19 protein-coding genes and 1 tRNA gene are annotated in these 26811 nt (G+C 31.1%); 7 read left to right on the top strand and 13 right to left on the bottom strand.

What is annotated here, in order from left to right:
- Positions 1-71: 71 nt before the first annotated feature.
- The 3 genes from recA to B4A23_RS06845 form a co-directional block, all read right to left on the bottom strand.
- Positions 72-1133: a recombinase RecA gene (gene recA, locus B4A23_RS06855; protein WP_038333157.1), complete on the bottom strand. Its 1062-nt coding sequence runs from the start codon at positions 1131-1133 to the stop codon at positions 72-74.
- An 11-nt stretch (positions 1134-1144) separates the two neighbouring features.
- Entirely contained in the window at positions 1145-1600 is a 456-nt protein-coding gene (gene bcp, locus B4A23_RS06850; RefSeq protein ID WP_115002189.1) for a thioredoxin-dependent thiol peroxidase, read from the bottom strand.
- Between the two features lie 146 nt (positions 1601-1746).
- Positions 1747-3519: a mechanosensitive ion channel family protein gene (locus B4A23_RS06845; protein ID WP_291118353.1), complete on the bottom strand. Its 1773-nt coding sequence runs from the start codon at positions 3517-3519 to the stop codon at positions 1747-1749.
- A 115-nt stretch (positions 3520-3634) separates the two neighbouring features.
- On the opposite strand from B4A23_RS06845, the gene nth reads away from it, so the two are divergent.
- Positions 3635-4255 carry an endonuclease III gene (nth, locus tag B4A23_RS06840; protein WP_180906877.1) on the top strand — a complete coding sequence of 207 codons (621 nt, stop codon included), beginning with the start codon at positions 3635-3637 and terminating at the stop codon, positions 4253-4255.
- 36 nt (positions 4256-4291) lie between these two features.
- Here nth and B4A23_RS06835 read toward each other — a convergent pair whose 3' ends face one another.
- Positions 4292-4744: a lipocalin family protein gene (locus B4A23_RS06835; RefSeq protein ID WP_180905427.1), complete on the bottom strand. Its 453-nt coding sequence runs from the start codon at positions 4742-4744 to the stop codon at positions 4292-4294.
- 88 nt (positions 4745-4832) lie between these two features.
- Positions 4833-5279, bottom strand: a complete 447-nt coding sequence (locus B4A23_RS06830) for a lipocalin family protein (protein WP_291118351.1) — start codon at positions 5277-5279, stop codon at positions 4833-4835.
- A gap of 51 nt (positions 5280-5330) precedes the next feature.
- Between B4A23_RS06830 and B4A23_RS06825 the strand changes: the two genes are divergently transcribed.
- Positions 5331-6176: an alpha/beta fold hydrolase gene (locus B4A23_RS06825; protein WP_291118349.1), complete on the top strand. Its 846-nt coding sequence runs from the start codon at positions 5331-5333 to the stop codon at positions 6174-6176.
- A 34-nt stretch (positions 6177-6210) separates the two neighbouring features.
- Here B4A23_RS06825 and B4A23_RS06820 read toward each other — a convergent pair whose 3' ends face one another.
- Positions 6211-8349, bottom strand: coding sequence for a TonB-dependent receptor (locus B4A23_RS06820; RefSeq protein ID WP_291118347.1), 2139 nt, complete (start codon positions 8347-8349; stop codon positions 6211-6213).
- A 520-nt stretch (positions 8350-8869) separates the two neighbouring features.
- On the opposite strand from B4A23_RS06820, the gene B4A23_RS06815 reads away from it, so the two are divergent.
- Positions 8870-10690 (top strand): hypothetical protein, encoded by a 1821-nt coding sequence (locus B4A23_RS06815; RefSeq protein ID WP_291118345.1) that lies wholly within the window; start codon positions 8870-8872, stop codon positions 10688-10690.
- Between the two features lie 24 nt (positions 10691-10714).
- Positions 10715-12493 carry a tetratricopeptide repeat protein gene (locus B4A23_RS06810; RefSeq protein ID WP_291118343.1) on the top strand — a complete coding sequence of 593 codons (1779 nt, stop codon included), beginning with the start codon at positions 10715-10717 and terminating at the stop codon, positions 12491-12493.
- Positions 12494-12531: 38 nt separating this feature from the next.
- On the opposite strand, the gene B4A23_RS06805 is transcribed toward B4A23_RS06810, so the two are convergent.
- Positions 12532-13473 (bottom strand): endonuclease/exonuclease/phosphatase family protein, encoded by a 942-nt coding sequence (locus B4A23_RS06805; RefSeq protein ID WP_291118340.1) that lies wholly within the window; start codon positions 13471-13473, stop codon positions 12532-12534.
- A 62-nt stretch (positions 13474-13535) separates the two neighbouring features.
- Here B4A23_RS06805 and B4A23_RS06800 point away from each other — a divergent pair, with 62 nt between their 5' ends.
- Entirely contained in the window at positions 13536-14666 is a 1131-nt protein-coding gene (locus tag B4A23_RS06800) for a 5-(carboxyamino)imidazole ribonucleotide synthase (protein ID WP_291118339.1), read from the top strand.
- A 5-nt stretch (positions 14667-14671) separates the two neighbouring features.
- On the top strand, positions 14672-15175 hold the full coding sequence (purE, locus tag B4A23_RS06795; RefSeq protein WP_291118337.1) for a 5-(carboxyamino)imidazole ribonucleotide mutase: 504 nt from the start codon (positions 14672-14674) through the stop codon (positions 15173-15175).
- Positions 15176-15226: 51 nt separating this feature from the next.
- Here the strand turns inward: purE and B4A23_RS06790 are convergent, their stop codons facing one another.
- The 4 genes from B4A23_RS06790 to B4A23_RS06775 all read right to left on the bottom strand — a co-directional run bounded on the left by B4A23_RS06790 (position 15227) and on the right by B4A23_RS06775 (position 20245).
- Complete coding sequence (locus B4A23_RS06790; protein WP_291118335.1) at positions 15227-16000, bottom strand: hypothetical protein; 774 nt, start codon at positions 15998-16000, stop codon at positions 15227-15229.
- Positions 16001-16085: 85 nt separating this feature from the next.
- Positions 16086-18245: a SurA N-terminal domain-containing protein gene (locus tag B4A23_RS06785; protein WP_291118333.1), complete on the bottom strand. Its 2160-nt coding sequence runs from the start codon at positions 18243-18245 to the stop codon at positions 16086-16088.
- A gap of 114 nt (positions 18246-18359) precedes the next feature.
- Entirely contained in the window at positions 18360-18959 is a 600-nt protein-coding gene (gene lptC, locus B4A23_RS06780) for an LPS export ABC transporter periplasmic protein LptC (RefSeq protein WP_291118331.1), read from the bottom strand.
- Positions 18960-18961: 2 nt separating this feature from the next.
- Complete coding sequence (locus B4A23_RS06775) at positions 18962-20245, bottom strand: OmpP1/FadL family transporter (RefSeq protein WP_286486759.1); 1284 nt, start codon at positions 20243-20245, stop codon at positions 18962-18964.
- 247 nt (positions 20246-20492) lie between these two features.
- Between B4A23_RS06775 and B4A23_RS06770 the strand changes: the two genes are divergently transcribed.
- Positions 20493-20565: transfer RNA gene (locus B4A23_RS06770), tRNA-Phe, on the top strand.
- A 415-nt stretch (positions 20566-20980) separates the two neighbouring features.
- Here the strand turns inward: B4A23_RS06770 and B4A23_RS06765 are convergent.
- Positions 20981-23245 carry an aconitate hydratase gene (locus B4A23_RS06765; protein WP_280062201.1) on the bottom strand — a complete coding sequence of 755 codons (2265 nt, stop codon included), beginning with the start codon at positions 23243-23245 and terminating at the stop codon, positions 20981-20983.
- Positions 23246-23447: 202 nt separating this feature from the next.
- Positions 23448-26210 (bottom strand): bifunctional aconitate hydratase 2/2-methylisocitrate dehydratase, encoded by a 2763-nt coding sequence (locus B4A23_RS06760; protein WP_291118328.1) that lies wholly within the window; start codon positions 26208-26210, stop codon positions 23448-23450.
- Positions 26211-26811: the final 601 nt, after the last annotated feature.

Raw genomic sequence — 26811 nt, 5'->3', positions numbered from 1 at the left:
ATTTTAAAGATAACAAAAAAGCTCTGAGTTTCCTCAGAGCTTAAAAATCATTATATAAAAATTCTTTCGAATTAATCTTCAGCAAATAATTCTGCTTCGTCAGCTGGATTATCAACAGAAGGTTTTCCATCTACTGGCTCACCTTTGATTAATGCGACAATTTTAGCTTCAATTTCTTCTGCCAATTCAGGATTATCTTTCAATACTTCTTTTACAGCATCGCGACCTTGCCCTAATTTGCTATCGTTGTATGAATACCAAGAACCAGATTTGTTTACAATTCCTTTCTCAACACCCATATCCAAAATTTCTCCAACTTTAGAAATTCCTTCACCGTACATAATATCAAATTCTGCTTGACGGAATGGAGGTGCAACTTTATTTTTAACCACTTTTACTTTCGAGTGATTTCCGATTACCTCATCTCCATTTTTGATTTGAGTAGAACGACGGATATCCAAACGTACAGATGCGTAGAATTTTAAGGCATTACCACCAGTTGTTGTTTCTGGATTACCGAACATTACCCCAATTTTTTCACGTAATTGGTTAATGAAAATCGCTGTACATTTCGTTTTATTGATTGTACCTGTCAATTTACGTAAAGCTTGCGACATCAAACGCGCTTGTAATCCCATACGAGAATCTCCCATTTCACCTTCAATCTCCGCTTTTGGTGTAAGAGCCGCAACAGAGTCAATTACGATAATATCTATCGCTCCCGAACGAATTAAGTTATCTGCAATTTCTAACGCTTGCTCACCATTATCTGGTTGAGAAATAATTAAGTTTTCTACATCAACACCTAATTTCGCCGCATAATAACGGTCAAAAGCATGTTCTGCATCAATAAAAGCAGCGATACCACCAGCTTTTTGAGCTTCAGCAATAGCATGTAATGTCAATGTTGTTTTACCAGAAGATTCTGGTCCGTAGATTTCGATAACACGTCCGCGAGGATAACCTCCTACCCCTAACGCTAAATCTAATCCCAAAGATCCAGAAGGAATTACTTCTATTTTATCATCAACAGCCGAATCTCCCATACGCATTACAGTTCCTTTCCCGTAAGCTTTGTCCATCTTATCTAAGATTAGCTGTAACGCTTTCTTTTTATTGTCTAAATCGCTCATTATATTATTTTTTATTTTTCTAAAATTTGTTTTGCGTGTTCTTTTGTTTTCACTTTTTCGATTACATCTGTAATCACTCCTTTTTCATCAATGATGAAAGTTGTACGATGAATTCCATCAAATTCGCGTCCCATAAATTTCTTTGGTCCCCAAACCCCAAAAGCATTCAAAATTTCGTGATTTTCATCTGCAAGCAAAGGAAAAGGTAAATTATTTTTCTCTGCAAAATTCTTTTGTCTTTTCACAGAATCTGCACTTACTCCAACCAAATGATAACCTTGAGCTTTCAACGCATTTTCGTTATCGCGCAAATCACATGCTTCGGCTGTACAACCTGGTGTACTTGCTTTTGGATAAAAGAAAACGACTAATTTTTTTCCTGCAAAATCTTGGTACGAAACTTCGTTTCCATCTTGATCAATTCCTTTAAAATCTGGAACTTTATCTCCTATTTTTAACATCTTGATTTATCTTTAGAACTTCTCGTAAAAATAATGATTAAATCTTGAATCATAACTGATTTAACTAATTAATCTTTTATTTATACTACAAATGTAATGCTATACAACGCCAAAATAAGTCGCTTAAAAATTCTTCTTTATTTATTCCTGTTTTATATATCTTTTTTGATAAATTGAGGTTCTGTTCCATCTCGATAAGCCATAAAATGTGGCGATAATACTTCAATTCCTGCTTCGTTTAGTTCTAAAACTAAAGCTTTTCTTAGATTAGAATAAATGACATCTTGATTATGTGCATTTGTAATAAACGCATTTATTTGATAAGTGATATAAAAATCATCTAAACGTAATTGAAACACGAAAGGGGCTGGATCTTTCTTAATTTCAGGTATTTTTAACGCTGCCTTTTTAGCGACTTCATGAACTTTTTCAATTGGAATATTATAACCTAATGCGAATTCTGTATAAATAATTAAACCTTTATTCGAAGAATCTGTACTATAATTTGTTGTATGACTATTCATCACTGTAGAGTTTGGGACAGAAACTATCTCATTTTTAATGGTACGTATTCTCGTTACTAATAAATTTCTTTCTATGATTTCTCCTGTAACGTCACCAATCTTGACATAATCTCCATTAGAAAAAGCACGAGTATATGTTAACATCAAACCCGACATGATATTTCCTAATGCACCAGCCGAACCAAATGTCACTAAAATACCAACAAACACAGATACACCTTGAAAAATAGGAGATTTAGCTCCTGGTAAGTATGGAAAAATAACGATCATTATAAATATCAAAAGAAGTACTTTAAATATTTGATAGGTTGGTTTTGTCCATTCTTTATAAAATCCATTAATTGTCAATCTACCAGAATCCAATTCTTCAGAAATGAAATCTAAAAATTTAAAAATCAATCTAAATATTATAATAATAATTGTGATTGTTAATAGATTTGGTAAATAATCAATGACTGCTCTTGCTATTTTTTTAAGCGGTGTAAGCAGATTTTCTAGAAAAACAGCTGAATAACCTTGAGTAGAAGGAAAAAAATTGAATAAAATAGGAATTGCTAAATATATTAAAATCAAAATTATAAGCCAGCGGATTATTCCTACTAAAAACCACAAGTACTCTATTTGTTTATTTTCGTTAAAGAATTTAAACTTCTTTTTAGTAAATGGAGATAAAATATTTCTTTTATTTCTAAATAGTTTTAATTTTAGCCAATATGTACCTTTATTTATCAAAAAAATTAAAAAACTTACAACAGAAATTAACAATATTGCATATAAAGTTCCTTTTGCTAAAGTTGGTAAACTAACATCTGAACGGTGTTTTTCTATAGAATCCGCTATTAGATCAGCATACTTATCAGATAATTTATCTAAAGAAGTATTCTCCCATAAAGCATCTTGCAAACCAACACTTGCTATTATATCTTCATCAGAATAGATTAAATATTGATTTTCATCACTTGATACTTTTATTGAGTCTTTGTTAAAATCATACGATTTTGCTAATTCTCTAATTTTTTCTTCAATAGAACGAGCGCGTTCTTTCATCGTAAAACCTCCAACCCCTCTATATACAATAAACAACGTATCGTGAAAAGGTACAACTGGAACTCCCTTATTAATTAATCTTAAAGAATCTATTTTGTCTTTATATCGTTTTGTAACAATAGAATCCCTACTTTTTAGGAATTTCAACTCTTTTAATAGTGATTCCTTTTCTTTAGAAGTTATTTGTATTCCTGCAAATTTATTCTCTAATTCAATTCTTTTTATCGAATCCTCTTTACGTTGATTTGAAAATTCTACTAATCGTTTTTCTAATGACTTTTGCAAAGAATCTTGTCCTTTCGAAAAACAAAAAAAGAAGAATGAGAAAAGAACAATAAATATATTTTTTAACACTTTTGTTATATCTAAAAATCTTCGATAAATTTATGAACAAAAGTGTTAAAATTGATTCTTAGTTTTTAAATAAATTTGATTTTCTATTTTTACACAAAAAGTCTCAGAACTTATGATGTTAAAGAAAGAACGTATCCAATTTGTGATTGATGAATTGGAAAAATTATATCCAGTTCCACCAATTCCATTAGACCATCAAGATGCTTTTACATTATTGATCGCCGTTTTATTATCTGCCCAAACAACAGATAAAAAAGTGAATCAAGTAACACCCGAATTATTTGCGAAAGCTTCTAATGCAAAAGCAATGTCGTTATTAGAAGTAGATGAAATAAAATATTATATCCGTGAGATTGGTTTATCAAACACAAAAGCCAAAAACATCAAACGATTATCCGAAATTTTAATCGAAAAATACGATGGAGAAGTTCCCGAAGGTTTTGAAGAATTAGAAGAATTACCTGGCGTTGGACATAAAACTGCTTCGGTTGTGATGTCGCAATGGTTTGGTCATCCAGCTTTTCCTGTCGACACACATATTCATCGTTTGATGAAGTTATGGAAATTGACAAAAGGAAAAAATGTTGAAGAAACAGAAAAAGATGCAAAAAAAATATTTCCAAAAGAGTTGTGGAACAAATTACATATTCAAATCATTTATTATGGACGTGAATATTCTCCCGCACGCGCTTGGAGTTTAGATAAAGATTTTATTACTCGAAAAATGTTCGAATAAAAAAATACCTTCCAAAATGGAAGGTATTTTTCTTTATTATTTTACAATTTCAAAAACTTGCAAACGAAGCTTTATCGTATCAACTTTGCTCAACGTATCTTGCAAAACCAAATATTTTGGATCTAACTGCTTCACATAATAATTGTACGTTGTATCTTTAGTTTCCATTGTCAACAAACGTTTTGTTTTAGACGTATTATACACATAAGTTCCTGTCGTTTGTTCTTGTACACAATTTCCTTTTTCAGTTTTATACATGTTAGAATTATAATTCTTAACATCCGAAAAATCTAATATAGATTGACGTTCACAAGCCAATAGTTTGTCTGTTGTCGTTATATTTCCTTTCGTTTCTCTAATTTCTTTCAATTGCCATTTTCCAGATCGCAATAATTGATCTTGCGATATTGCCAATGAATCGTCTTCTTTGCACGAAAAAATTGAAAGAAATAAAATTGATACTAAAAATAGGCTGAATATATTTTTCATTCGGTTCAATAATTATCTGGTAAAAATAAAGATTTTGAATGAGGTAAAGTGAATATAAAAAATAAACCTGAAAACTTATTTTCTTTATTTATTGTTTACGTAAAATATCATAACTGATTGTGTTTGCTATTTTCTCGAATTCTTTATCTGAATCTACAATTTTTTTATCAATATATGTTTCAAAAGTTATCGTTTTATCTTGATTAATTTTCACAATTCTATCTTCAAAAATATAATCATCAATGTAAAATTGAATTCTATTATCAACAATTCGCCACAATGTTAATCGAGGCTCACTAGGAAAACAACTGCCATTACTTCCTTCTACATAATTATAAATAGCATATCCATTATCCCAAATTGTATAATTTCTCATTAATCGACAATCATCAAATTCTTTAGATACTTTTTTGCCATTTTCATAAAAACCAGATTCTTGTAATTTCCAAAAACCAATCACATTATCAGGTTTTAATTGTTGAGAAAAAATTTTTGAAGAGAATAAGATTAATAGAATTAAAATAATTTTTTTCATAAGATTGATTTACCTTGTAAAGGTATATTTTTATCTTATCAAATAAAAAGAATGAAAAAATTCATACTAGAAACTTCCGACAAATATCCAATTGCCGTAACCTCTTTTGGCGAAAACAACGCAACCAAAAAAATCATTGTCATTTCGTCTGCAATTGGTGTTAAACAAACTTTTTATGCTAAATATGCAACGTATTTAGCTAATAAGGGATATTTGGTTTTCACGTATGATTATCGCGGGATTGGCGACTCTAAACCAAAAAAATTAAAAGATTTTGAAGCGCATTTTACAGATTGGGCAGACAAAGATTTTTTAGGTTTGACACAATATATCGAAGAATTTTATCCCAATCACGAAAAATTTTTAATTGGTCATAGCATTGGTGGAATTATGATTGGTTTGACACGCGTTTACAAAGTTTATGATAAAATTGTAACGATTGGTTCTCAATATGGTTATATCAAAAATTTTCATCAAAAAGATAAACCAAAAGTGAATTTCTTTTTTCGTATTGCAATTCCTATTTTATCTGCTTTTTATGGATTTTTTCCTTCACAAAAAGTTGGAATGGGTGAACCAATTCCAATCGGAATTGCGAAAGATTGGCGAAAGTTAATTCTGAATGAAACTTCTATTTTAGGTTACGCTGATGAAACACAAAATTTGTATGATGAAATTACAAAACCTATTTTAATCATTAGTTTGGATGATGATTTTATGGCAACGCCAAAATCTGTAGATTTATTTGCGCAATTAGTTTTGAAAAATGCGAAGAAAAAACGTTTAAATATCATTCCAAAAGAATATGGATTGGATGAAATTGGACATTTAGATTTCTTTCGAGAAAAAAATAAAAATGAAATTTGGCATATTCCTCTTGATTATATTGAAGAATAAAAAAGCTCGAGAAGTATCTCGAGCTTTTAACTTTTTATAAACGAATTCCAACTCCGCCCAAAACATTAATTCCGGCTTGAGGGAAATAATATCCACCTTCGTAATAATAGCCATTCGATTCGTATTTAACATCAAATAAATTATTAATCAAAAACGAAAATTCAAGGTTTTTAATTCCTTTTACTTTCGGCGAATATCGAATCAAAAGATCCGAAACCAAATAACTATCTAATTTTCCATCTGCTGGTTCTGTATTTGATAAATATTGTTCACCAACATATTTATTCGTCAAATTAATCAATACATTTTTGAAAGGAACAGCTTCAAAACCGAAAGCAGAAATCACATCTGGCGAAAGCGCAATTTTTGTCTTTCCGTACTCTTTCACAGAAGAACTTCCGTCAACATTCCAAACTTCCTCTTTGTAATTATCATGTTTGTTTTCGCTAAACGTAATATTTCCAAAAACATTCAAACGATTCGGAATAATCTTATAGTTTGCATCAAATTCGACTCCTCGTCTATAACTTTTTCCTGAATTTTCGCGAATCGGCGTTCCTACATCATTCAATTTCCCAGTTGGGACCAATTGATTTTTGTACGCCATATAATATACATTTGCGCTCAATGATAACTGTCCTGACTTTTTATAACCCAATTCATAATCTTGTAAAAATTCAGCCGTCGGACGCTTGCCATTATTCTCATAATCTACACGAAGTGGCTCACGATGCGAAATTCCATAAGAAGCATACATCATATTTGAAGAATTAATTTTAAAATTTATCCCAGCTTTTGGATTCACAAAATTGAATTTATCCGAAAATGGTCTAAAATCTTCGTCATCATTTTCTCCATTTGGCAAATATTTAGCATCATAATCAACATAACGATATTGCAAATCACCAAACAATTCAAACTTATTCAATTGATACAACACTTTCGCATATGCAGCCAATTGTTTTTTCACAGAACGATTGTTGTAATATTTGAAATCCTTATCTTTAAAATCTGTGCCTTTTACCCATAAGACATTTCCATAATGATCACCATCATATTCGTTTGCAGATAATCCGAAAAATACTTTAAAATCGTTTAATTTTTGATTTTCAACTTCAACATTAAAACCATAAAAATCATTATCAAGATATTCTCGATTGATTAAATTTCTTTTATCTGAAGTTAAATAATCCAATTTATAGCGTTTCAAACCGCGATTATTTTTATAGCTCTCGTAATAACCTTTACCTTTTGTGTAATGAACTGTTAAATTTGATTTCCAATTATTCTCAAAATCTTGTAACCACGAAAGAAAATAATGATTTTGACGATAATTATCAGTGTGATTTTTATAAAAACCTTCAACCTTTCCATTTTCGTCTAAAATCTCTCCTTCAAAATTATATGTTCTATCATTTTTTAAAGTTTTAGCATCTACACCACTCCATGCTTGATACGTTTGTTCTTTTCCAAACATGTTCTGAAATCTAAACTTTGTTTTTTCATTCAATTCATATAGAGCTGTAAAATCATAAGAGATTAAATCTGACCAAGATCTGTCTACATATCCATCCGAATTTATCTTAGAAAAACGTCCATCAATACTCAATTTATTATTTAGTATTTTTCCCGTACCAGCCTGAACTGTATATTTTTGCGTTTTATAATTTCCGAAAGAAACATTTGCTTCTGCAAAAGGAACAGTAGACGGATTTTGAGATTCGATGTTAACACTTGCTCCAAAAGAAGCCATTCCATTTGATGAAGTTCCAACTCCTCTCTGAATCATCATAGAACTTGTTGACGAAGCCAAATCTGGCATATTCACCCAAAAAACACCTTGAGATTCAGGATTATTAAGCGGAATTCCATTTAATGTAACGTTGATAGATTGTTCATTAAGTCCACGAATTTTGATAGACGAATAACCAATTCCCGTTCCTGTATCGGAAGTTATAGAAACAGATGTAGCAGAATTTAACAAAGTTGGAACATCTTGCCCCAAATTCTTTTTTTGTAACATTTTATCAGTTACCTTTTCAACTGTAATCGGAAGTTTTTCGACAATTGAAACTTCTCCTAATTGAATTTCTTCTTTTTGAATAGAATCTTTTTCTTGTGCATAAAGAATAGATGCACCAAATAATGACAATAAAAAAATCGACCTTTTCATAATTAATTTTAAAAAATATTATGAAAGGAGCCATCTTACACTTTTATAATTTACGCGCGAATGTAATTTGGTGAATTACCAGTTCCCTTAGCAGCATTACCTGCCCAGGTTCTTTGGGTATAATCTCAGCCTCTTGTAAAGAAGCACCCCTTTCGATTGAATTTCAAAGGTAATCTTTTTTTTGAAATTTAAAAATTTCTTCATTTTTGATTATCTTTAGAAACTTTCGGGCATAAAAAAACCTTCTGGTTGGTATGCCGAAGGTTTTTTTGGGTTTAGTAATAGAAGATAGATTGATTGACTTTTAATAAAAATCAACTGGTCTAGTTGGTATGAATTAGATTTATTGGTTATTAAATCTGAAGCAAAGAAACAGTAGAAATTAGTTTTCACAAAAAAATCGACGCCTCATAATGTCTACAGACAAAAAAAAAGCGTCTACGAATTGTCTACAAACTATTTTATTGTATCTTTACTCATTAATTTTAAACTCTTTACCTAAAACCAAAACTGCAAATTTATGAATCATAAACTGCAAATTTTAAAACCTTTTTTATCCTTTTTTATCCTTTTCATTGGAATTTTTCCCGTTTTTGCTCAAAATGATATTCAAAAAAACATTAATAACATTGAAAAAAACACTATTGATGGAAAATTTAATGATGCTGAAGAAGAATTAAATGTTTTACTAAAACGAAATAATGATAATCAACTAAATAAAGTAATTATTTATATAAACTTTGTTAATCTTTATGCAAATAAAGATGATTACGACAATGCTTTAAAATATGCTAATTTAGCTAAAGAAATAGCTGATAAAACAGTTGATAAGTTAGATGACTCATATACATCTTATGCTTTTGCAAAATTGTATTTATTGAATAGTATGTATGATAAAACAATCTATTATTCGAATAATGCTTTAAAATCACTTACAAATTATCCTAACGAAAACATATTACGATCAAAGATCTATCTTTTGATGTCTATGACTCATTCTAGAACAGGCGTTTTTTCTGAAGAATATAATAATTATATCACTAAAGCTCTTTTTTATGCAAGAAAAAGTAAATCTCTTTTAGAATTATTATCTGCTTATTCAGCAACTACATTAATGTATTATCATAAATATCAGAAAAGTAATAACCCTAAAGATTTAGAGAGAATTTTTCAGAATGCTGAAATAAATTTAAGTTACATTAATGAAAATAATATTGATATAGTTCCTATTAAAGCCGCTTCTATTACGTATAATAATTTAGCTTCTTTAATAAACACCTATCCTTATAAAAATTTAAACAAAAATGAGCGGTATAATTTAGCCGAAAAATATGTTAAAATAGCTTTAGATTATTCAAGTAAAATTAATAATCCTGATTTAAAATCTACTTGTTATTCAACATATGCTGAAATCAGTGAAAATACTGGAAACAATAAACAAGCTGAAGAATATTATTTGAAAGCTTATGAAATTGTCAAATCTGTACGTAATTTAAGAGACATCAGTACAATTAATACAATTGTAAAACTAATTTCAAATTTTTATGAAAAAAACAATGAACCTACAAAAGCTCTAAAATTCAATAAAGAATCATTAATTTATACACAAAAAGCCTATGAAAAAGCCTATGAAAATAAACGTAATGTACTAGAAGCTTTTTATAATTTTGAGCTCAAAAATGAAGAAATTAAACAACTAAAAGAAAAGAATCAAATCTTTTCAAAACAACGCATTTTGTATTTATCTCTTATTGGTATTTCAATAATTGGAATTGTACTAATGGTTTATATGTTCATTTACAAACAAAAATTAAACAAACAAAAAACCAATTTATTAGAAGCTGAAAAACAAGAAACAGCTTTAACCTTAAAGTTAGAATTGGAAGAAAAAGCCCGTTTAACAGCTGAACGAAAATTACTTGATATACAACAAGAACAATTACAAAAGAAAGCATTAGCAACATCATTGCAATTGAATCATAAAAATTCTTTCATCAGTGAATTAAAAGAAAAAATAAAAGATGATCAAAATTTCAATATCAATAAAGTTTTAAAAGACGAACGTCTTACTGATAATAATTTCAATGGATTACAAACCATTGTACAAGATATTCATCCTAATTTTTTCAAGAAAATGAATGAAATATCTAAAAACAAACTCTCTGCTCAAGATTTAAATTATGCAGCTTACATCTATTTAAATATGGATAATCAACAAATTTCTAACTTATTGAAAGTTGAAAACAAGACCGTTCGTATGACAAAATATCGTTTGAAACAGAAGATTGGTTTATCAAAAGATGTTGATTTGCAAAAATTTATTCAATCTTTAGAATTATAATAAAAAGTTGATCATTTAGAAAAAATGAAGAGAAAGATATGGATATTATTCCTTGTATTACTTACTCAATATACCAAGGCACAAAGTGATTTTAACAAAGATCAACAATTGGTTTACACGTATTTGTATAGCAAAGATTATGAAAATGCAAAATCAATTATTGATAATAATTTATTAAAAAGCGATGATATACATAATAAGATTATAGGTTATGTATTGCTTGCAGATTATTATAGAAGTATAAAAAAAGAAGTTGAAAGTATTGAGGCTTTAGAAAAAGCTAAAGCATTAGCTAGGAAAAACAAAAATAAGGTGGATATTGCCTTTGTTGAATATGGTTATGCGCAATATTATGATAAAATTAATCAACAAGAATTATTTTTAAAATCCATTAATAAAAGTATTAATGAAATGAGTAAACATAAAAATGAAAATTTTATACTTACTCAAATGTATTTCCTTAGGTTTAGTAATAAACTACGTAAATCATTAGAATCTGGATTTAGATCTGACGTTATTAATGCAAACAAGCATGCTTTATTAGGAAAAAATAATCTTCAAATTAATTTTACATTTAATAATCTAGGATACTATTATCAGAAACAATTTGAAGATACTAATAACAAAAAGTTTCTAGATTCTTCTGTTACCAGCTATAATAACGCTTACAAATATGCATTATTAATAAAGGAGGAAAGTGTAAGAAATCGTTGTTTGGTTGTACATTATCTTAATAAAAGTAGTAGTATAATTAAAACTTCTAAAGAATATCCTCATGAAGAGAGTTTAAAATACTCGATGCAAGCCTTGAACATTGGTAAAAACTCTCCAAATTGTAGTGATATAGTTGCTTTAATTTACATAAATATTGGAGACAGTTATTTTAAAAGAGAGGAATTTGAAACTGCAAAAAACTACTTTCTAAAAGCAGAAGAATTAGCAATGAATGATAACAAAATTTTTCCTGCTCATAAAATCATCATTCTTAATAATTTATCAATCACATATGAACATCTAGATCAATTAGATAAAGCCTTAGAATACGAACGAAAAGTAAAAGAATTTATTCAGCAAAATGATCAAGAACAATTTGATAACAATACTAAGTCTTTAGAAATTTTTTATAATACTGAGCAAAAAAATCAGCAAATAAAACAATTAGAAGAAAAGAATCAAATATATTCTAAACAGAAATTTCTTTATATAGGTATTATTTTGCTTGCGATTGCTGGTGTGATTTTCTTAATGTATATGTTGTATTATAAGCTAAAATCAAACAAACAGAAAACAGATTTACTAGAAGCCGAACGATACGAAGCTGAACTAAATTTAGAACTTGAAAAACAAGAAAAGGCTCGTATTAAAGCCGAACAAGAGTTACTAGCTTTACAACAAGAACAATTGAACAAGCAAGCTTTAGCAACTTCTTTGCAATTAAAACAGAAGAATTCTTTCTTGAATGAACTGAAAGAAAAAATAAAAGACAAAGAAGCCTTAAATCTTGATCGAATCTTGAAAGACGAGCGTCTAATGGATGATGATTTTAATGAAATACAAAATATTATAAAAGAAGTTCATCCTAACTTTTTCAATAAACTAAGCGAAGTTTCGAAAAGTAAATTAACTAATCAAGACATGAAATATGCTGCATATTTGTATCTAAATATGGATAATGTACAAATAGCAAATGTGATGAAAGTAGAAACAAAAACGGTACGTATGGCAAAATATCGTTTAAAACAGAAAATTGGTTTAGAAAAAGAAGCTGATTTACAAACATTTATTCAAAGTTTATTTTCATAAAAAAAATCTGTAGACACTTGTCTACAGATTTTTTGTTCTTATTCTATCTTAAGTTCTGCAACAATCGGAAAATGATCCGATTTTATATCATCTCCACGATAAAAATTGGTAACTTTTATGTTCTTTGAAACCCAACATTGGTCAATATTTGTGCGGAAAATTGGGATGAAAGCATTCCAAGAATTATTCAATCCAAAACCAGAACGAGCATCTTTCATTTTATCTGATTGCACCAATTTGAAATTCGGTGAATAAACCGTAGAATTCAAATCTCCAACTAAAATGATATTTTCATTCGATAAAGCATCAATTTCCTGCTTCATCAATTCGTATTGTTTATTTCGTCTTTCAAAACGAGCCTGATTTGGTAAAGGCGGAACAGGATGCGTTGCCAAAATGCTTAATGGTTTAGCGTCTACAAGAATTTCCGCTAAAATAGACGGATGCATCTCATCAATATAATTTTTTGTAGACACTTTAGAGAATGGAATTTTAGAATAAATCGCAATTCCAAAATTGTTACTTCTTACTTCTTCTTTATAATATGGATATTCTTTTCGAACAAATTCGACATGTTTTTGCCAAGCAGGCGTTAACTCTTGTAAAACAATTACATCACTTTTATCTTTAGCCAAATAATCTTTTAGATGTTGAAATTCTTCATTCTGAGAAAAAATATTGATTGACGTAATTTTAAAATTAGATTTTTCTCCTTTTGCATTTTCTCCAAAATAGAAATTTCCTAAGTTTTTGTACGTAATAATTGGAATCGCAACCAAAGGAATCAACCATAAAATATTTTTCTTTTCTTCTTTTCGAATCGAATAATTGTAAATCAAACACAAGAAAAAAGCAATAATCAGCGCATATATAGAATATTGCACCAACATATCGAATACAAAATATTGATAAAAACTCTTGCTCGTTAAATAAATTCCAGCAAATACAAAAAATAAAATTCTACTCCATTTTGTTAACATCTCGTCAATACTTTTTTAATTCTCGTAAAAATAGAAATTATATTATTCATTAACTTCGCAATATGATAAAAATCGGAATTTTAGGAGGAGGACAATTGGGGTATATGTTTTTGCAAAATGCATTGCAATATCCTTGCGAGATTAGTATTTTAGATCCAGCTGCTGATGCACCTTGCGCACCACATGCACATCATTTTGTACAAGGCGATTTCAAAGATTATGAAACGGTTGTTGCATTTGGAAAAGATTTAGATGCGATCGGAATTGAAATTGAGCACGTAAATGTTGAAGCGTTACGTTATCTAAAATCAATTGGAAAGCGTGTTGTTCCAGATCCTGAAGCGTTAGCTATTATTCAAGACAAAGGAATTCAAAAAGAATTTTATGTCAATAATAATATTCCAACTGCGCCTTATTTTGGATTAGATAATTGGGAAGATTTGAAATCAAAACAAGACGTTAATTATCCAATTTTCCAAAAATCTCGAAAAGATGGTTATGATGGAAAAGGTGTTCAATTCCTAAAATCTGAAGCTGATTTAGACAAAATGCTTCAAGCTCCTTCAATTTTCGAAACGCCAGCCGATTTGGATCGTGAAATTGCGGTTGTTACGGTTGCTGATCATTTAGGAAATATTGTCACTTATCCTACCGTAGAATTTGTCATCAACGAAGAATATAATTTGTTAGATTATTTATTGATGCCTTCTACACTTCCGAAAGAAATCACTGATCGAGCTGAACAAATTGCGCGTGATGTTGTAAAAGCATTGAAATCTCCAGGAGTTTTCGCAGTCGAATTATTCTTGAACAAAGATCAATCGATTTGGGTAAACGAAACAGCTTCTCGTGTTCACAATTCTGGACATTCAACAATTGAAGCAGCTTATTCATCACAATTCGATCAAATGTTAAGAACCTTAATGCAATTACCTCTTGGTTCTACAAAATTGTTTACAACTTCTGCAATGGTCAATTTGATTGGTACTGAAGGACAAACTGGACAAGCCGAAATCGAAAATATTGAAGAATTATTGACGATTCCAGGAACATTTCTGCATTGGTACGCAAAAACTATCACAAAACCAGGTCGAAAAATGGGACACGTTACATTGGTGAACGATGATTTAGAACAATTAAAACAAAACATAAAACAAGTTAATGCAACGGTGAAAGTCGTAGCAAAAAAGTAACAACTATGGTAGGAATTATAATGGGAAGTGATAGCGATTTGCCTATCATGAAACAAGCTGCTGATCTATTAACAGAATTAAATATCCCTTTCGAATTGACAATTGTTTCGGCGCATCGTACGCCACAACGTATGTTTGATTATGCGAAAACAGCACACGAACGTGGAATAAATGTTATTATCGCTGGAGCTGGTGGCGCTGCACATTTACCAGGAATGGTTGCGTCTATTACGCCACTTCCTGTGGTTGGTGTTCCAATTAAATCGTCAAATTCTATTGATGGTTGGGATTCGATTTTATCTATCTTGCAAATGCCAAATGGAATTCCGGTTGCGACGGTTGCTGTGAATGCGGCGAAGAATGCAGGAATTTTGGCTGCACGTATTTTAGGAGCAACTAATCCAACTTTGCAAGAAAGATTAATCAAATATCAAGAAGATTTACAAAAAGCTGTAGAAGCGAAAATAGAGCTTGTGAAAGCTGAATTTCCGAATGGGTTTGATAAGTAAGATATATTTCATTTTATAAATAGAAAAGCATCAATTTTAATTGATGCTTTTCTATTTATTTCTCTTTATCTGATAATATTCGAAATACATACCATCCTTTTTATATTTACCATTTGGTTTCTGTTCGATTAGAATCGTATTTTTATTTAACATCAAATATTTTTTATTTCTTATCATTGCATTCTCATAAATATTTTGATAAACATTTAAAACAAAACTATTTGAATTAGGATTTTTGATTATAAATTCTTCCGTTTTCTTTAATTCATAACTTCCAATATAAATCTTATGTATTAAATTATCTTTTTTCTCAAATTCAAAAACTCGTTTATCTGTAATTAACTCTTTAGGTATATATCCAGCAAAAGCACATCTCGTTGTTGGATAATTAGAAATTCTTAATCTATTCTTTTTATCATTATTATTAATTGCTAAATCTAACTTTTCTATTTGTAATGTATCAATAGATAAAATTTCATCATTTTCATTATATTTTGTTTTGATAAGATTAAATCTAAAATACACTTTTCCTTTTTCGCCAATCTCATCTTCTATTAAATCATAATGTCCATAACTTCTTTCAGTTAAATCTTGATTTAGTATAATTGTATCTCCTCTTAAAATCCATTTTCCAGATTCAATATATTTATCTTGAAGATTATTCCCAATCGGATCTTGAAAATACTTACTTGCATAATTGAATGTATTATCATCATTAAATTTAATTTTGAACTGATTATTTTCAAACTCTCCTACAGGATTCTTATTCTGTCCAAAACTTATCAAACAAATGATAAAAAAAGTTAGTCTTATTATTATTTTCATAAATCTAATTTATCCTTAAATATAAAACAAAAACCGCCTGAAGAATTCTTCGGGCGGTTTTATTTATTATAAGAAATTTTAAATCTTAACGTAAAGCTCTATCGCGGTTATCAACCACATCAGCAGCTTGAATCAATGATTGTAACAATGTTTGTTGGAAACGTCCTTGTAATTGACGGTTTAAATTATCCAAAATCATTGAACCTTTTTGATTCTTTTGAATTTGTTGGTTTGAAGGAATAATGTAGAAAACTCCAGCATTACCTGCAATCGCTTTAGAAGATTGATTTGGTTTTACACCAAACGCAGCTCCTACAACTTTAGGCTCTAAACCAATTCCAGTTAAATTAGAATTAGAGAAGTTAACCGTAGCATTACCTTTTTTCGCTCCAAATTTAGAAGCAAAAGCATTCAATCCTCCGTTTGCAATTTGCTCATCAATCAATTTAGCAACTTTTTCATGCATCAAAACTGGCTCTACATATTGGCGAACAACACTTGGATGAGCTAAACCTTTGTCAAATTTTTCAACTAAATGAACAACGATGTAATCTCCTGTAGAAGATGTAAACAAGTTTGTTGCTCCTTTATCTGTTTTCTTGTCAAAAGCCCATTTTAAGATATCTCCGTCCTGATCGTTTGGAATATCTTGGCCAATTGCAGCATAACGCTCAATACCTTCTGTTGTATTATTTAAATAACCTCCTTTTTTCGCAGCATTTTTGAAATCATTCAATGATTTTCCTTCAACATTCTGAACATACGTTCTTGCATTTGTAAATGCTTTTTCTGTTGTCGCTTTAGAAGGCTCGATCGTTTTTACAATATTTGCAACTTGATAAGCTGTTTTGTTTTTCGCATCATCAACTTTGATAATGTGATATCCGAATTGAGATTCTACCAAATCAACAGTTCCAACTGGTTTAGAGAAAATAAATCCGTTATAAGTTTGGTCTAATTGATTGTTTTTTCCAACCCAACCAATGCTTCCTTTTTGTACAGCAGATGATTTATCATCCGATTTTGTTGAAGCAACTTCTCCAAAAGAAGCTGGATTTGCTTTTACTTCAGCTAAAATTTGTTCAGCTAATTTTTTTGCTTCGTCTTTTGTACGTTTTACTCCGTTTCCAGCAGCGCTTCCTGTATAAGAAACTAAGATATGGCTAGATTTTACAGAATCTTTTACTTCTTTCGATTTCGAAAGCTTGTATAATTGGTATGTATTTCCAATTTTGAAAGGTCCACCAATTTGTCCAACTGTTGCAGTTTTCAAGAAGTTTGTTGCTTCTGGCCCTAATTGAGCTTGTTCTAATTCTGCTTTTGTAAAATAATTTGGAATAAATGGTTTCTCAGAATTTTGAGTCACATAAACCGAATCACTTTTTGCAGAACCAAACGCCGCAATTGTATCTGTAACATTGTTCACTTCGTCATGAACAATTTGAGTTGATAAATATTTTTTGATATTTGCTAAAGCAACAGCGTCATCAGCAGTCGAAGCTCCAGCAGGGAAATAAGTATAACTTAATTTTACTAAACCTTCTGCTTTGAACAATTTTGGATATTTCGCTTCGTAAGCAGAAATTTCTTCGTCTGTTACTTTTACATTTAATTTTTTAGCCAAAGTTGCGTAATCTACAAATGCATACTGAATATTTGCATTCGAAATATTGTATCCTTGTTGAATATCCGCTTCTTTACCTGTAACCGCTGTACCAGCCATTACATAACCAAAATATTTTTGAGATAAAATCTGTAATTTTATTTGTTCAGCAGTTTGCAACCAACCTCTATATTGTTGTTGCGCTTCTGGACTTGATGCCGCATTTGCTTCTAATTGCGCAATCTGTTGTTGTGCTTCTGCACCAGATGCCATTCCGAAGTTTTGAGCTGTATAGCTCCAAAATTCATCATCAGAAACTTTTAAACCTAATTTTTCAGCATGTTGTTTCAACACTTTCTGACTAACTAAGCTGTTCCAAGTTTGTTGAGCAATTTGATTTGGAGTTGCAGATTGACCTTGATTTTCGTACATCTTTTGTGTTTGATCGTACGCACTCTGATATTCTGCAATACCAATAGGTTCTCCGTTCACTGTACCAACTACAGACGGATCTCCAGTAAATAATTGTTTTATTTTTGAATTCTCTCCGAATAAATCTCCTGCAACGAAAGCTAACATTGCAACTCCGATTACCACGAAGATCAGCCAAGTTTTTTTACGAATTTCTCCTAAAACTGCCATTGTTTTATTTTAATGTTATTTCTATAATAGGTGGCGAAAATACGACAATACATTGAATAATAAAATAGAAGAAGCGACAAGTATGCGCTTTTTTGTTAATTTTTTTAACGCTCTTTAGAATTTTTGATTATCATCAACATACTTAAATCCTTGATTATTGAATAAAGTATAGGTTTCTAAATCGTCAGTAGCTTGCAAACCGTTTTTCGCTGTTAACGAATCGCCTTCCTTGCTAATTAAGTAAACTTCTTTCGATGTATAAACTGTTTTATTTTTCTTATTCCAAAATAATTGTTCGCTTTTCAACGAATCACCTTTCTCATTTACGATAATTACGTTTCCTCTACCTTCGTACAATCCCGTTACATCACTCAACTTCGCCCAATCTGCCTGAAAATATCCAGGTTTTATGCTTCCTTTTTGATAAAAATCAAGGTTTAAACCTTTTCTAAAAATCGTGTAAGGAGAATCTACCGTTGTATATTCTTCGATTAATGGCGAACGCAAATTACCAGAAATTCTTCCCGAATCTTTGTTAATAATATTTGCATTGATAAGTGTTCGTGTTGGGAATTCTACCTTCTTTTTACTGATAGGAGGAAGTTCTTTTTTACAAGAAAAAAGCAAAACGAAAACGCTAATCAGACCAAATACAAGAGTTGGTTTAATTAAAACTTTTTCGTTTGCTTTTTTATACAATTTTTGTTTGTCCAAAATTAGTCAATAACTCTTTTTCTAAACCAAATATCGTTAATATCAAATCCAACTTTAACTCCGAAATAATTTTCTTTAATTAAGTTGTTTGCTGTTTTTCCTTTTTGTCCGTACTCTAACGAAATATTCATCATAGAACCATCATTTTGTTTTCCGATTGGAAATCCAAAACCTAAAGTTGCTCCATAAGCGTCAATATCTGTTCCGTGAATAGAGTATTGAGCTGATTGATAATACATACCAGCACGATACGTTACACGATTAAAATAACTTTTGTAACTATTATAATCTGGAATCCAATATCCTCCAACAGCAAAACGTACATTATTTTTGTAATCTACTGCAGAAGACATTGTTGTGTTTTGACCTTCTAATGGTTGAGAGAAATCTTTCCAATTATTATATTTTGCTTCTACAGCTAACGACCACGTATTATCTTTAGAATAAGATGCTCCTAAAGTAAATTGTTGTGGAATCTTAGTTTTTCCATTATCAATTCTAATAATAGAAATTGTATCTACAGAAGTTTGTGTAGTTCCAATATATGTATAAGAAGTTGTAAGATCTGTAACATCAGTTCTTAACTTAGTTCCTAATGTATAAGTAGCACCAATGTTTAAATTGTTATTTTTTCCAATTTTCTTTGTATACATAGATCCTAAAGTAAATTGAGCACCACGATAGTTCGATTTATCGCTGTAATCTACAGCTAAACTTGCTCCATCTACAGCTAGAATTTCGTTACGTTGCAACTCTCCGAAAAGATAATTAACACGCAAACCTAAAGAAAATTCTTTTGAAAGATTTCTTGAATAAAAAGCATGAAGACTATTTAACCCTCCATCACCTTTCATTTGTACCGTTTGTTTGATATTATTTTTCTCAGAAGTATTCAAAATATCATATCCCAACGCTGTGTAAGGTTGAAAACCAACTCCAAAACTTCCTTTTTCACCAACAGGAAAAGCCAATGAGATATTAGAAACATTGAAACGACCAGCATTTTCCTTATCTGTTCCAGATTTGAAATTATAATTAGTTCCACTTCCACTTGCATTGAAAGTTGTCATACGCAAGTTTCGGTTTGCTGCCGGATTCGAGAAGTTCGCACTTTGTCCAAAAGGATTCGTAGGAACCGTTGAGATACCGCCCATACCAGCTTGTTCAGTATTATTATCAAACAATTGTTCCCCTACTCCGTATGCCGAATAAGGTGAAACTGATATTGACTGAGCTTTTATTGTTACCACGCTAAATAGTGATAAACTACAAATAATCCACTTCATTATGAATGTATAATAGAATTCTAAGACGCAAATATGATGATTTGTTGCGAATTGTAAAAATTAGATTGCAAAAATGAGTTGTTAAATCTCTATTAAAATATTAAAACCGCTCTTTTTTTGCAAAGATAAAAATATTTTAAAATTTATTTCTCGGTAAATGAACAAGATAGCTTTTTCGTCTAAAAAATATTTTAAATAATGTTTGGTAGAACGGATTTTCGCTCTATATTTGCATCACAATTAAGGCGGTGCCTTAGCTCAGTTGGTAGAGCAAAGGACTGAAAATCCTTGTGTCCCTGGTTCGATTCCTGGAGGCACCACTGCTTAAAACCTCAATCAAATGATTGAGGTTTTTTTTTGTTTTAATATTTAAATGTTAATAATATCTTAATATTGATTAAATTATTGTTTTTAATTACTTTTATAAAAACTAATAACGCTATGGACTACAAAAAGTATTTTTTAACATCTACAATAATTATACTCTCAATAATAATTGTAAAAAACATTATTACCTTATCTGAATTCCATTTTATAGCAAATGAATCAACATCCTATAACATAGGAAGACTTTTTGGATCGTTTATTAAAATCATTGGTTTTATTGGATTAATAAAGATGAGTTATAATAAATTAAAACTTAAATCAGAATTCTTAACAATATAAGTTCAAAAAATATAAAAAAAAGCCGATATATAAATACATCGGCTTTTACTTTTTATGTTGAAATAATTATTACGCTTGTTGCGCTTTAATTAAATTTAATGCTGATCCAGCTTTGAACCATTCAATTTGTTGTGCATTGTATGTATGATTTGCTACAACTAAATCTTTAGATCCATCTGCATGAACAAACTCGATTGTCAAAGGTTTTCCTGGTGCAAATTCTGTTAAGTCTATAAAGTTGATTGTATCATCTTCTTGTACTTTATCATAATCTGCTTTGTCCGCAAATGTCAACGCTAACATTCCTTGCTTTTTAAGATTTGTTTCATGGATACGTGCAAAAGAACGCACCAATACTGCTACAGCACCTAAATGACGTGGTTGCATTGCTGCATGCTCACGAGAAGAACCTTCTCCGTAGTTTTCGTCACCAACAATTACAGAAGGTACACCTGCCGCTTTATATGCACGTGCAGTGTCTGGAACTGGTCCGTATTCTCCTGTTAATTGATTTTTAACTGAATTTGTTTCTTGGTTGAATGCATTTACAGCACCAATCAACGTATTATTCGAAATATTATCTAAATGTCCACGGAAACGTAACCAAGGTCCAGCCATAGAAATATGGTCAGTTGTACATTTACCAAATGCTTTTATTAATAATTTAGCTCCAATAATATTTTCACCATTCCAAGGTTTAAAACCTTCTAATAATTGTAAACGCTCAGAATTTGGATTTACGATCACTTCTACACGAGAACCATCTTCTACTGGCGCTTGATATCCATTATCTTCGTAAGCATAACCTTTTGTTGGTAATTCCTCTCCTTTTGGAGCATCTAACATTACTTCTTCACCAAATTTATTGATTAATTTATCTGTTAATGGATTAAAATCTAAACGTCCAGAAATTGCAATAGCCGCAACCATTTCAGGTGATGTTACGAAAGCATATGTATTTGGATTTCCGTCCGCACGTTTTTTGAAGTTACGGTTGAATGAGTGAACGATTGTATTTTTTTCTTCTTTATCTGCTCCTTCACGATCCCATTGACCAATACAAGGCCCACAAGCATTTGTAAAGATAACTGCATCTAAATCCTCGAAAGTTTTTAATAAACCATCACGATCTGCAGTATAACGAACTACCTCAGAACCTGGATTAATTCCGAAAGATGATTTCGCTTCTAAACCTTTGTCTAAAGCTTGTTGCGCAATCGAAGCAGCACGTGTCAAATCTTCGTAAGAAGAGTTTGTACAAGAACCGATTAATCCCCATTCAACATCTAAAGGCCAACCATTAGCTGCTGCAGTTTCTTTCATTTTAGAAACTGGTGTCATTAAATCTGGCGTAAAAGGACCATTCAAACGAGGCTCTAATTCAGATAAGTTGATTTCGATTAATTGATCATAGAAGTTTTCAGGATTTGCATAAACTTCATCATCCGAACGTAAATAAGATTTGTGAGCATTTGCAGCATCTGCTACATCATTACGATCAGTTGCTCTTAAATATCTTTCTGAAGCATCATCATAAGCGAAGATTGAAGTTGTTGCTCCAATTTCTGCACCCATGTTACAAATTGTTCCTTTACCTGTTGCAGACAAAGACTCTGCTCCTTCTCCAAAATACTCTACAATTGCTCCTGTTCCACCTTTTACAGTTAAACGTCCAGCAACTTCTAAGATAACGTCTTTTGGAGCAGCCCAACCAGATAATTTACCTGTTAATTTAACTCCGATTAATTTTGGCATTTTTAATTCCCAAGCCATTCCAGACATTACATCAACAGCATCAGCACCACCAACACCAATTGCTACCATTCCTAACCCACCTGCATTTGGCGTGTGAGAATCGGTACCAATCATCATTCCTCCTGGAAATGCATAGTTTTCTAATACTACTTGGTGAATAATTCCTGCACCTGGTTTCCAGAATCCAATTCCATATTTATTAGAAACTGATTCTAAGAAATTAAATACTTCTGATGATTTATTGATTGCTTCTTGTAAATCGGTTTTTGCACCAACTTTAGCCTGAATCAAGTGATCACAGTGAACTGTAGAAGGTACAGCCGTTTTTGTTTTTCCAGCTTGCATAAATTGCAACAAAGCCATTTGAGCAGTTGCATCTTGCATTGCTACACGATCTGGCGCAAAATCTACATAAGATTCTCCTCTTGTGTATGCTTGCGTTGGTTTTCCGTCAAACAAGTGAGCATATAAAATTTTCTCTGAGTACGTTAAAGGTCGACCTACGATAGTTTTCGCAGCATCTACACGTTCTTGCATTTTGGCATAAACGCCTTTAATCATATTTATATCAAATGCCATAATAATTGATTTATTTAATTGGTTTTAATTTATCAAAAAACATACCCCAATATACTGAATTATTTAATATTTAACGTGTATAAATGGTTAATAACCTTATTTAAATCAATTCTAACTTATTTATTTGCAAGATTATATATTTATCACAAAAAAAGGCTAACACCGAAATGTTAGCCTTTAATATATCATTTTCTACGAACGATTAGTTCATTGAAATTGGTTTAAACTTTGTTAAGTTGATACCTTCTACAGCAGCTTTATATTCTTCAATATTAGGAATACGTCCTAAAATCGCTGATAAAACAACTACTGGAGTTGATGCTAATAAAGATTCTCCTTTTTTACCATCTCTATCCTCAACCACACGACCTTGGAATAAACGTGTAGATGTCGCCATTACTGTATCTCCTTTTTCCGCTTTCTCTTGGTTACCCATACATAAGTTACAACCAGGACGCTCTAAGTACATAATGTTTTCGTATTCTGTACGCGCAGTAGATTTTGGCAATAAGTCACTAAACTCAAATCCTGAGTATTTTTGTAACATTTCCCAATCACCTTCTGCTTTCAATTCGTCGATGATGTTGTAAGTAGGCGCCGCAACAACTAAAGGAGCTTTGAACTCAACTTTACCATTCGCTTTTTCTACATTACGTAACATTTGAGAAACGATTTTTAAATCGTCTTTGTGAACCATACAAGATCCTACGAAACCTAAATCTACGTGTTTATCTCCACCATAGTAAGTTAAATCGCGGATTGTATCGTGTGTATAACGTTTAGAAACATCAGCATTGTTTACGTCTGGATCGGCAATCATTGGCTCTTCGATAATATCTAAGTCGATTACTACTTCAGCGTAATATTTAGCATTTGCATCTGGAGTTAAAGCAGGTTTAGCACCCGATTTAATTTCTTCGATACGTTTGTTTGCTTTGTCGATTAATCCTTGTAACACTTGGTTTTTGTTGTCCATTCCTTTCTCGATCATGATTTGGATACGAGATTTCGCAATTTCTAACGATTGGATTAATGTATCATCTTGAGAAATACAGATAGATGCTTTCGCTTTCATTTCTGCAGTCCAGTCTGTAAATGTAAACGCTTGATCCGCTAATAATGTACCGATGTGTACCTCGATGATACGACCTTGGAATACGTTTTCACCGTCAAATTGTTTCAACATTTGAGCTTGAGTAGCGTGAACCACATCACGGAAATCCATGTGTTGTTTCATCTCTCCTTTGAATGTTACTTTTACAGATTCTGGAATTGGCATAGAAGCTTCACCAGTTGCTAAAGCTAATGCTACAGTTCCTGAATCGGCACCAAAAGCAACACCTTTAGACATACGTGTGTGTGAGTCACCACCAATGATAATCGCCCATTCGTCGATTGTAATATCATTTAAAACTTTGTGAATAACATCCGTCATTGCATGATATTCCCCTTTAGGGTCACGTGCTGTAATTACACCGAAATCATTCATAAATTTCATCAATTTAGGAATATTAGCTTGTGCTTTTTTATCCCAAACAGAAGCTGTGTGACATCCTGATTGATAAGCACCATCTACTGTTGGAGCGATCACTGTAGCAGCCATTGCTTCTAACTCTTGCGATGTCATCAAACCAGTTGTATCTTGAGAACCAACGATGTTTACTTTAACACGAACGTCAGAACCTGCATGTAAAACTTTTCCTGGAGTAGATCCAACCGCATTATTATTGAAGATTTTTTCAACCGCAGTTAAACCTTGACCATCATTTGAAATCTCTTTTGAAGGAGCGAAAACTGCTGGAGCTTCGATACCTAAAGTTTGAGCAGCAAATGTTTGGATTTTTTTACCAAAAACGATTGCGTAAGAACCACCCGCTTTGATAAATTCCATTTTTTGAGGAGTCAATGATCTTGAAATATCAATTAACTCTTGATCTCCATTGTATAATTTTTGAGTTTTTGTATTGATTGTTAAAACAGTACCAGTAGCTACTGAATAAACTTCTTCTAAAACAGGATCACCTGCTTCATTACGAACTACATCTCCATTTGCGTCAACTTGTTTTTTCCAGTTTTTCAAATCGATTCCGATACCACCAGTTACATCAACCGTAGTTAAGAAAATCGGAGAAATTCCGTTTGTACCTGCAACAATTGGTGCAATATTTACGAAAGGAACATAAGGCGATGCTTGCTTTCCTGTCCATAAAGCCACGTTGTTAACACCTGACATACGAGAAGAACCAACTCCCATTGTACCTTTTTCAGCGATTAACATCACAGAAGCATCCGGATGTTGCGCTTGTAACGCTTTGATTTCCTCTTGAGCAGCTGGCGTAATCATACATTGGCCGTGCAATTCTCTATCAGAACGAGAGTGCGCTTGGTTACCTGGAGATAATAAATCCGTAGAAATATCACCTTCAGCAGCAATGTAAGTAACTACTTTAATTTCTTCTGCAACTGCTGGTAATTCGGTAAAGAACTCTGCTTTTGCATAACTTTCTAAAATATCTTTTGCGATTGCATTTCCAGCTTTGAAAGCATCAGCTAAACGAGCTGTATCAGCATCGTATAAGAAAACTTGTGTTTTAAGAACTTCAGCAGCTTGTTTTGCAATTGCTTCGTCGTTTCCTAAAGCTAAGTCTAAAAGAACCTCGATAGATGGTCCTCCTTTCATGTGAGATAACAATTCGAAAGCATAAGCTGGTGTAATTTCAGCAACTGTAGCTTCTCCTAAAATAATCTCTTTTAAAAATTTTGCTTTTACACCTGCAGCAGAAGTTGTTCCTGGCAATGTGTTATAGATAAAGAATTTAACAGAATCCTCGCGGTATTCGTTGTTAACATCTTTAATTTGATTAATGATTTCACTTAGTAATTCTGCACCATCAATTGGTTTTGGATGTAAACCTTGACCTTTTCTTTCTTCAATCTCGTTAAGATACTCTTGGTAAAGACTCATAATTATCTATCTTTTCTTTTTAATATTAAAGATTGTTTAAAACCAAGCTACTTACACCTGATTTCATCCAATCAAAATGAATTATATAATAACACTTCGCTGTATCGTCACATCTTATGCAAAAATTATTTTCAACAAAAATCATTTTTGGCATAGGCAACCACTGTTATCAGAATACAAACTAAGTATGTAATTTTTTCGAAGGGTAATTTTTAATAATTTAACTCACACAAAATCAACATACATAAGCATTTGAGTCTGAGTTTTATTCTAAAACTTACATTAACAATCATCTAAACAAATACGCGTTTAGCTATAAATTGGTACACAAAATTACGTTTATAGTAAAGATTTTTCATCAAAGAATGATATATTTTAGTTATATTTCAATAATTTAGAATTATTATAAAAAAGGTCTAAATTTCACTTTAACAATGTTTTAAACGTAAATAAATAGAAGTTAAAAATTAAAAGGTTCTTAAAATATCAACTCCATAATTTTTGGGTCATTTTTTTACGAAATTGAATTATTTCGAAATATTAATAAACATTCAATAATCAATCTTTCGAAATACTATCAATCATCTAAACATTCTCAAAA

This window comes from Empedobacter sp. UBA7248, from assembly GCF_002472945.1.
GTDB lineage: Bacteria > Bacteroidota > Bacteroidia > Flavobacteriales > Weeksellaceae > Empedobacter > Empedobacter falsenii_C.
This window is presented reverse-complemented; position numbering and strand designations above follow the sequence as displayed.

Coding starts and splice junctions, on each gene's coding strand:
- recA (WP_038333157.1), bottom strand. CDS start 1,133: ATGAGCGATTTAGACAATAAAAAGAAAGCGTTACAGCTAATCTTAGAT.
- nth (WP_180906877.1), top strand. CDS start 3,635: ATGTTAAAGAAAGAACGTATCCAATTTGTGATTGATGAATTGGAAAAA.
- B4A23_RS06835 (WP_180905427.1), bottom strand. CDS start 4,744: ATGAAAAATATATTCAGCCTATTTTTAGTATCAATTTTATTTCTTTCA.
- B4A23_RS06830 (WP_291118351.1), bottom strand. CDS start 5,279: ATGAAAAAAATTATTTTAATTCTATTAATCTTATTCTCTTCAAAAATT.
- B4A23_RS06825 (WP_291118349.1), top strand. CDS start 5,331: ATGAAAAAATTCATACTAGAAACTTCCGACAAATATCCAATTGCCGTA.
- B4A23_RS06820 (WP_291118347.1), bottom strand. CDS start 8,349: ATGAAAAGGTCGATTTTTTTATTGTCATTATTTGGTGCATCTATTCTT.
- B4A23_RS06815 (WP_291118345.1), top strand. CDS start 8,870: ATGAATCATAAACTGCAAATTTTAAAACCTTTTTTATCCTTTTTTATC.
- B4A23_RS06810 (WP_291118343.1), top strand. CDS start 10,715: ATGAAGAGAAAGATATGGATATTATTCCTTGTATTACTTACTCAATAT.
- B4A23_RS06805 (WP_291118340.1), bottom strand. CDS start 13,473: ATGTTAACAAAATGGAGTAGAATTTTATTTTTTGTATTTGCTGGAATT.
- B4A23_RS06800 (WP_291118339.1), top strand. CDS start 13,536: ATGATAAAAATCGGAATTTTAGGAGGAGGACAATTGGGGTATATGTTT.
- purE (WP_291118337.1), top strand. CDS start 14,672: ATGGTAGGAATTATAATGGGAAGTGATAGCGATTTGCCTATCATGAAA.
- B4A23_RS06790 (WP_291118335.1), bottom strand. CDS start 16,000: ATGAAAATAATAATAAGACTAACTTTTTTTATCATTTGTTTGATAAGT.
- B4A23_RS06785 (WP_291118333.1), bottom strand. CDS start 18,245: ATGGCAGTTTTAGGAGAAATTCGTAAAAAAACTTGGCTGATCTTCGTG.
- B4A23_RS06775 (WP_286486759.1), bottom strand. CDS start 20,245: ATGAAGTGGATTATTTGTAGTTTATCACTATTTAGCGTGGTAACAATA.
- B4A23_RS06765 (WP_280062201.1), bottom strand. CDS start 23,245: ATGGCATTTGATATAAATATGATTAAAGGCGTTTATGCCAAAATGCAA.
- B4A23_RS06760 (WP_291118328.1), bottom strand. CDS start 26,210: ATGAGTCTTTACCAAGAGTATCTTAACGAGATTGAAGAAAGAAAAGGT.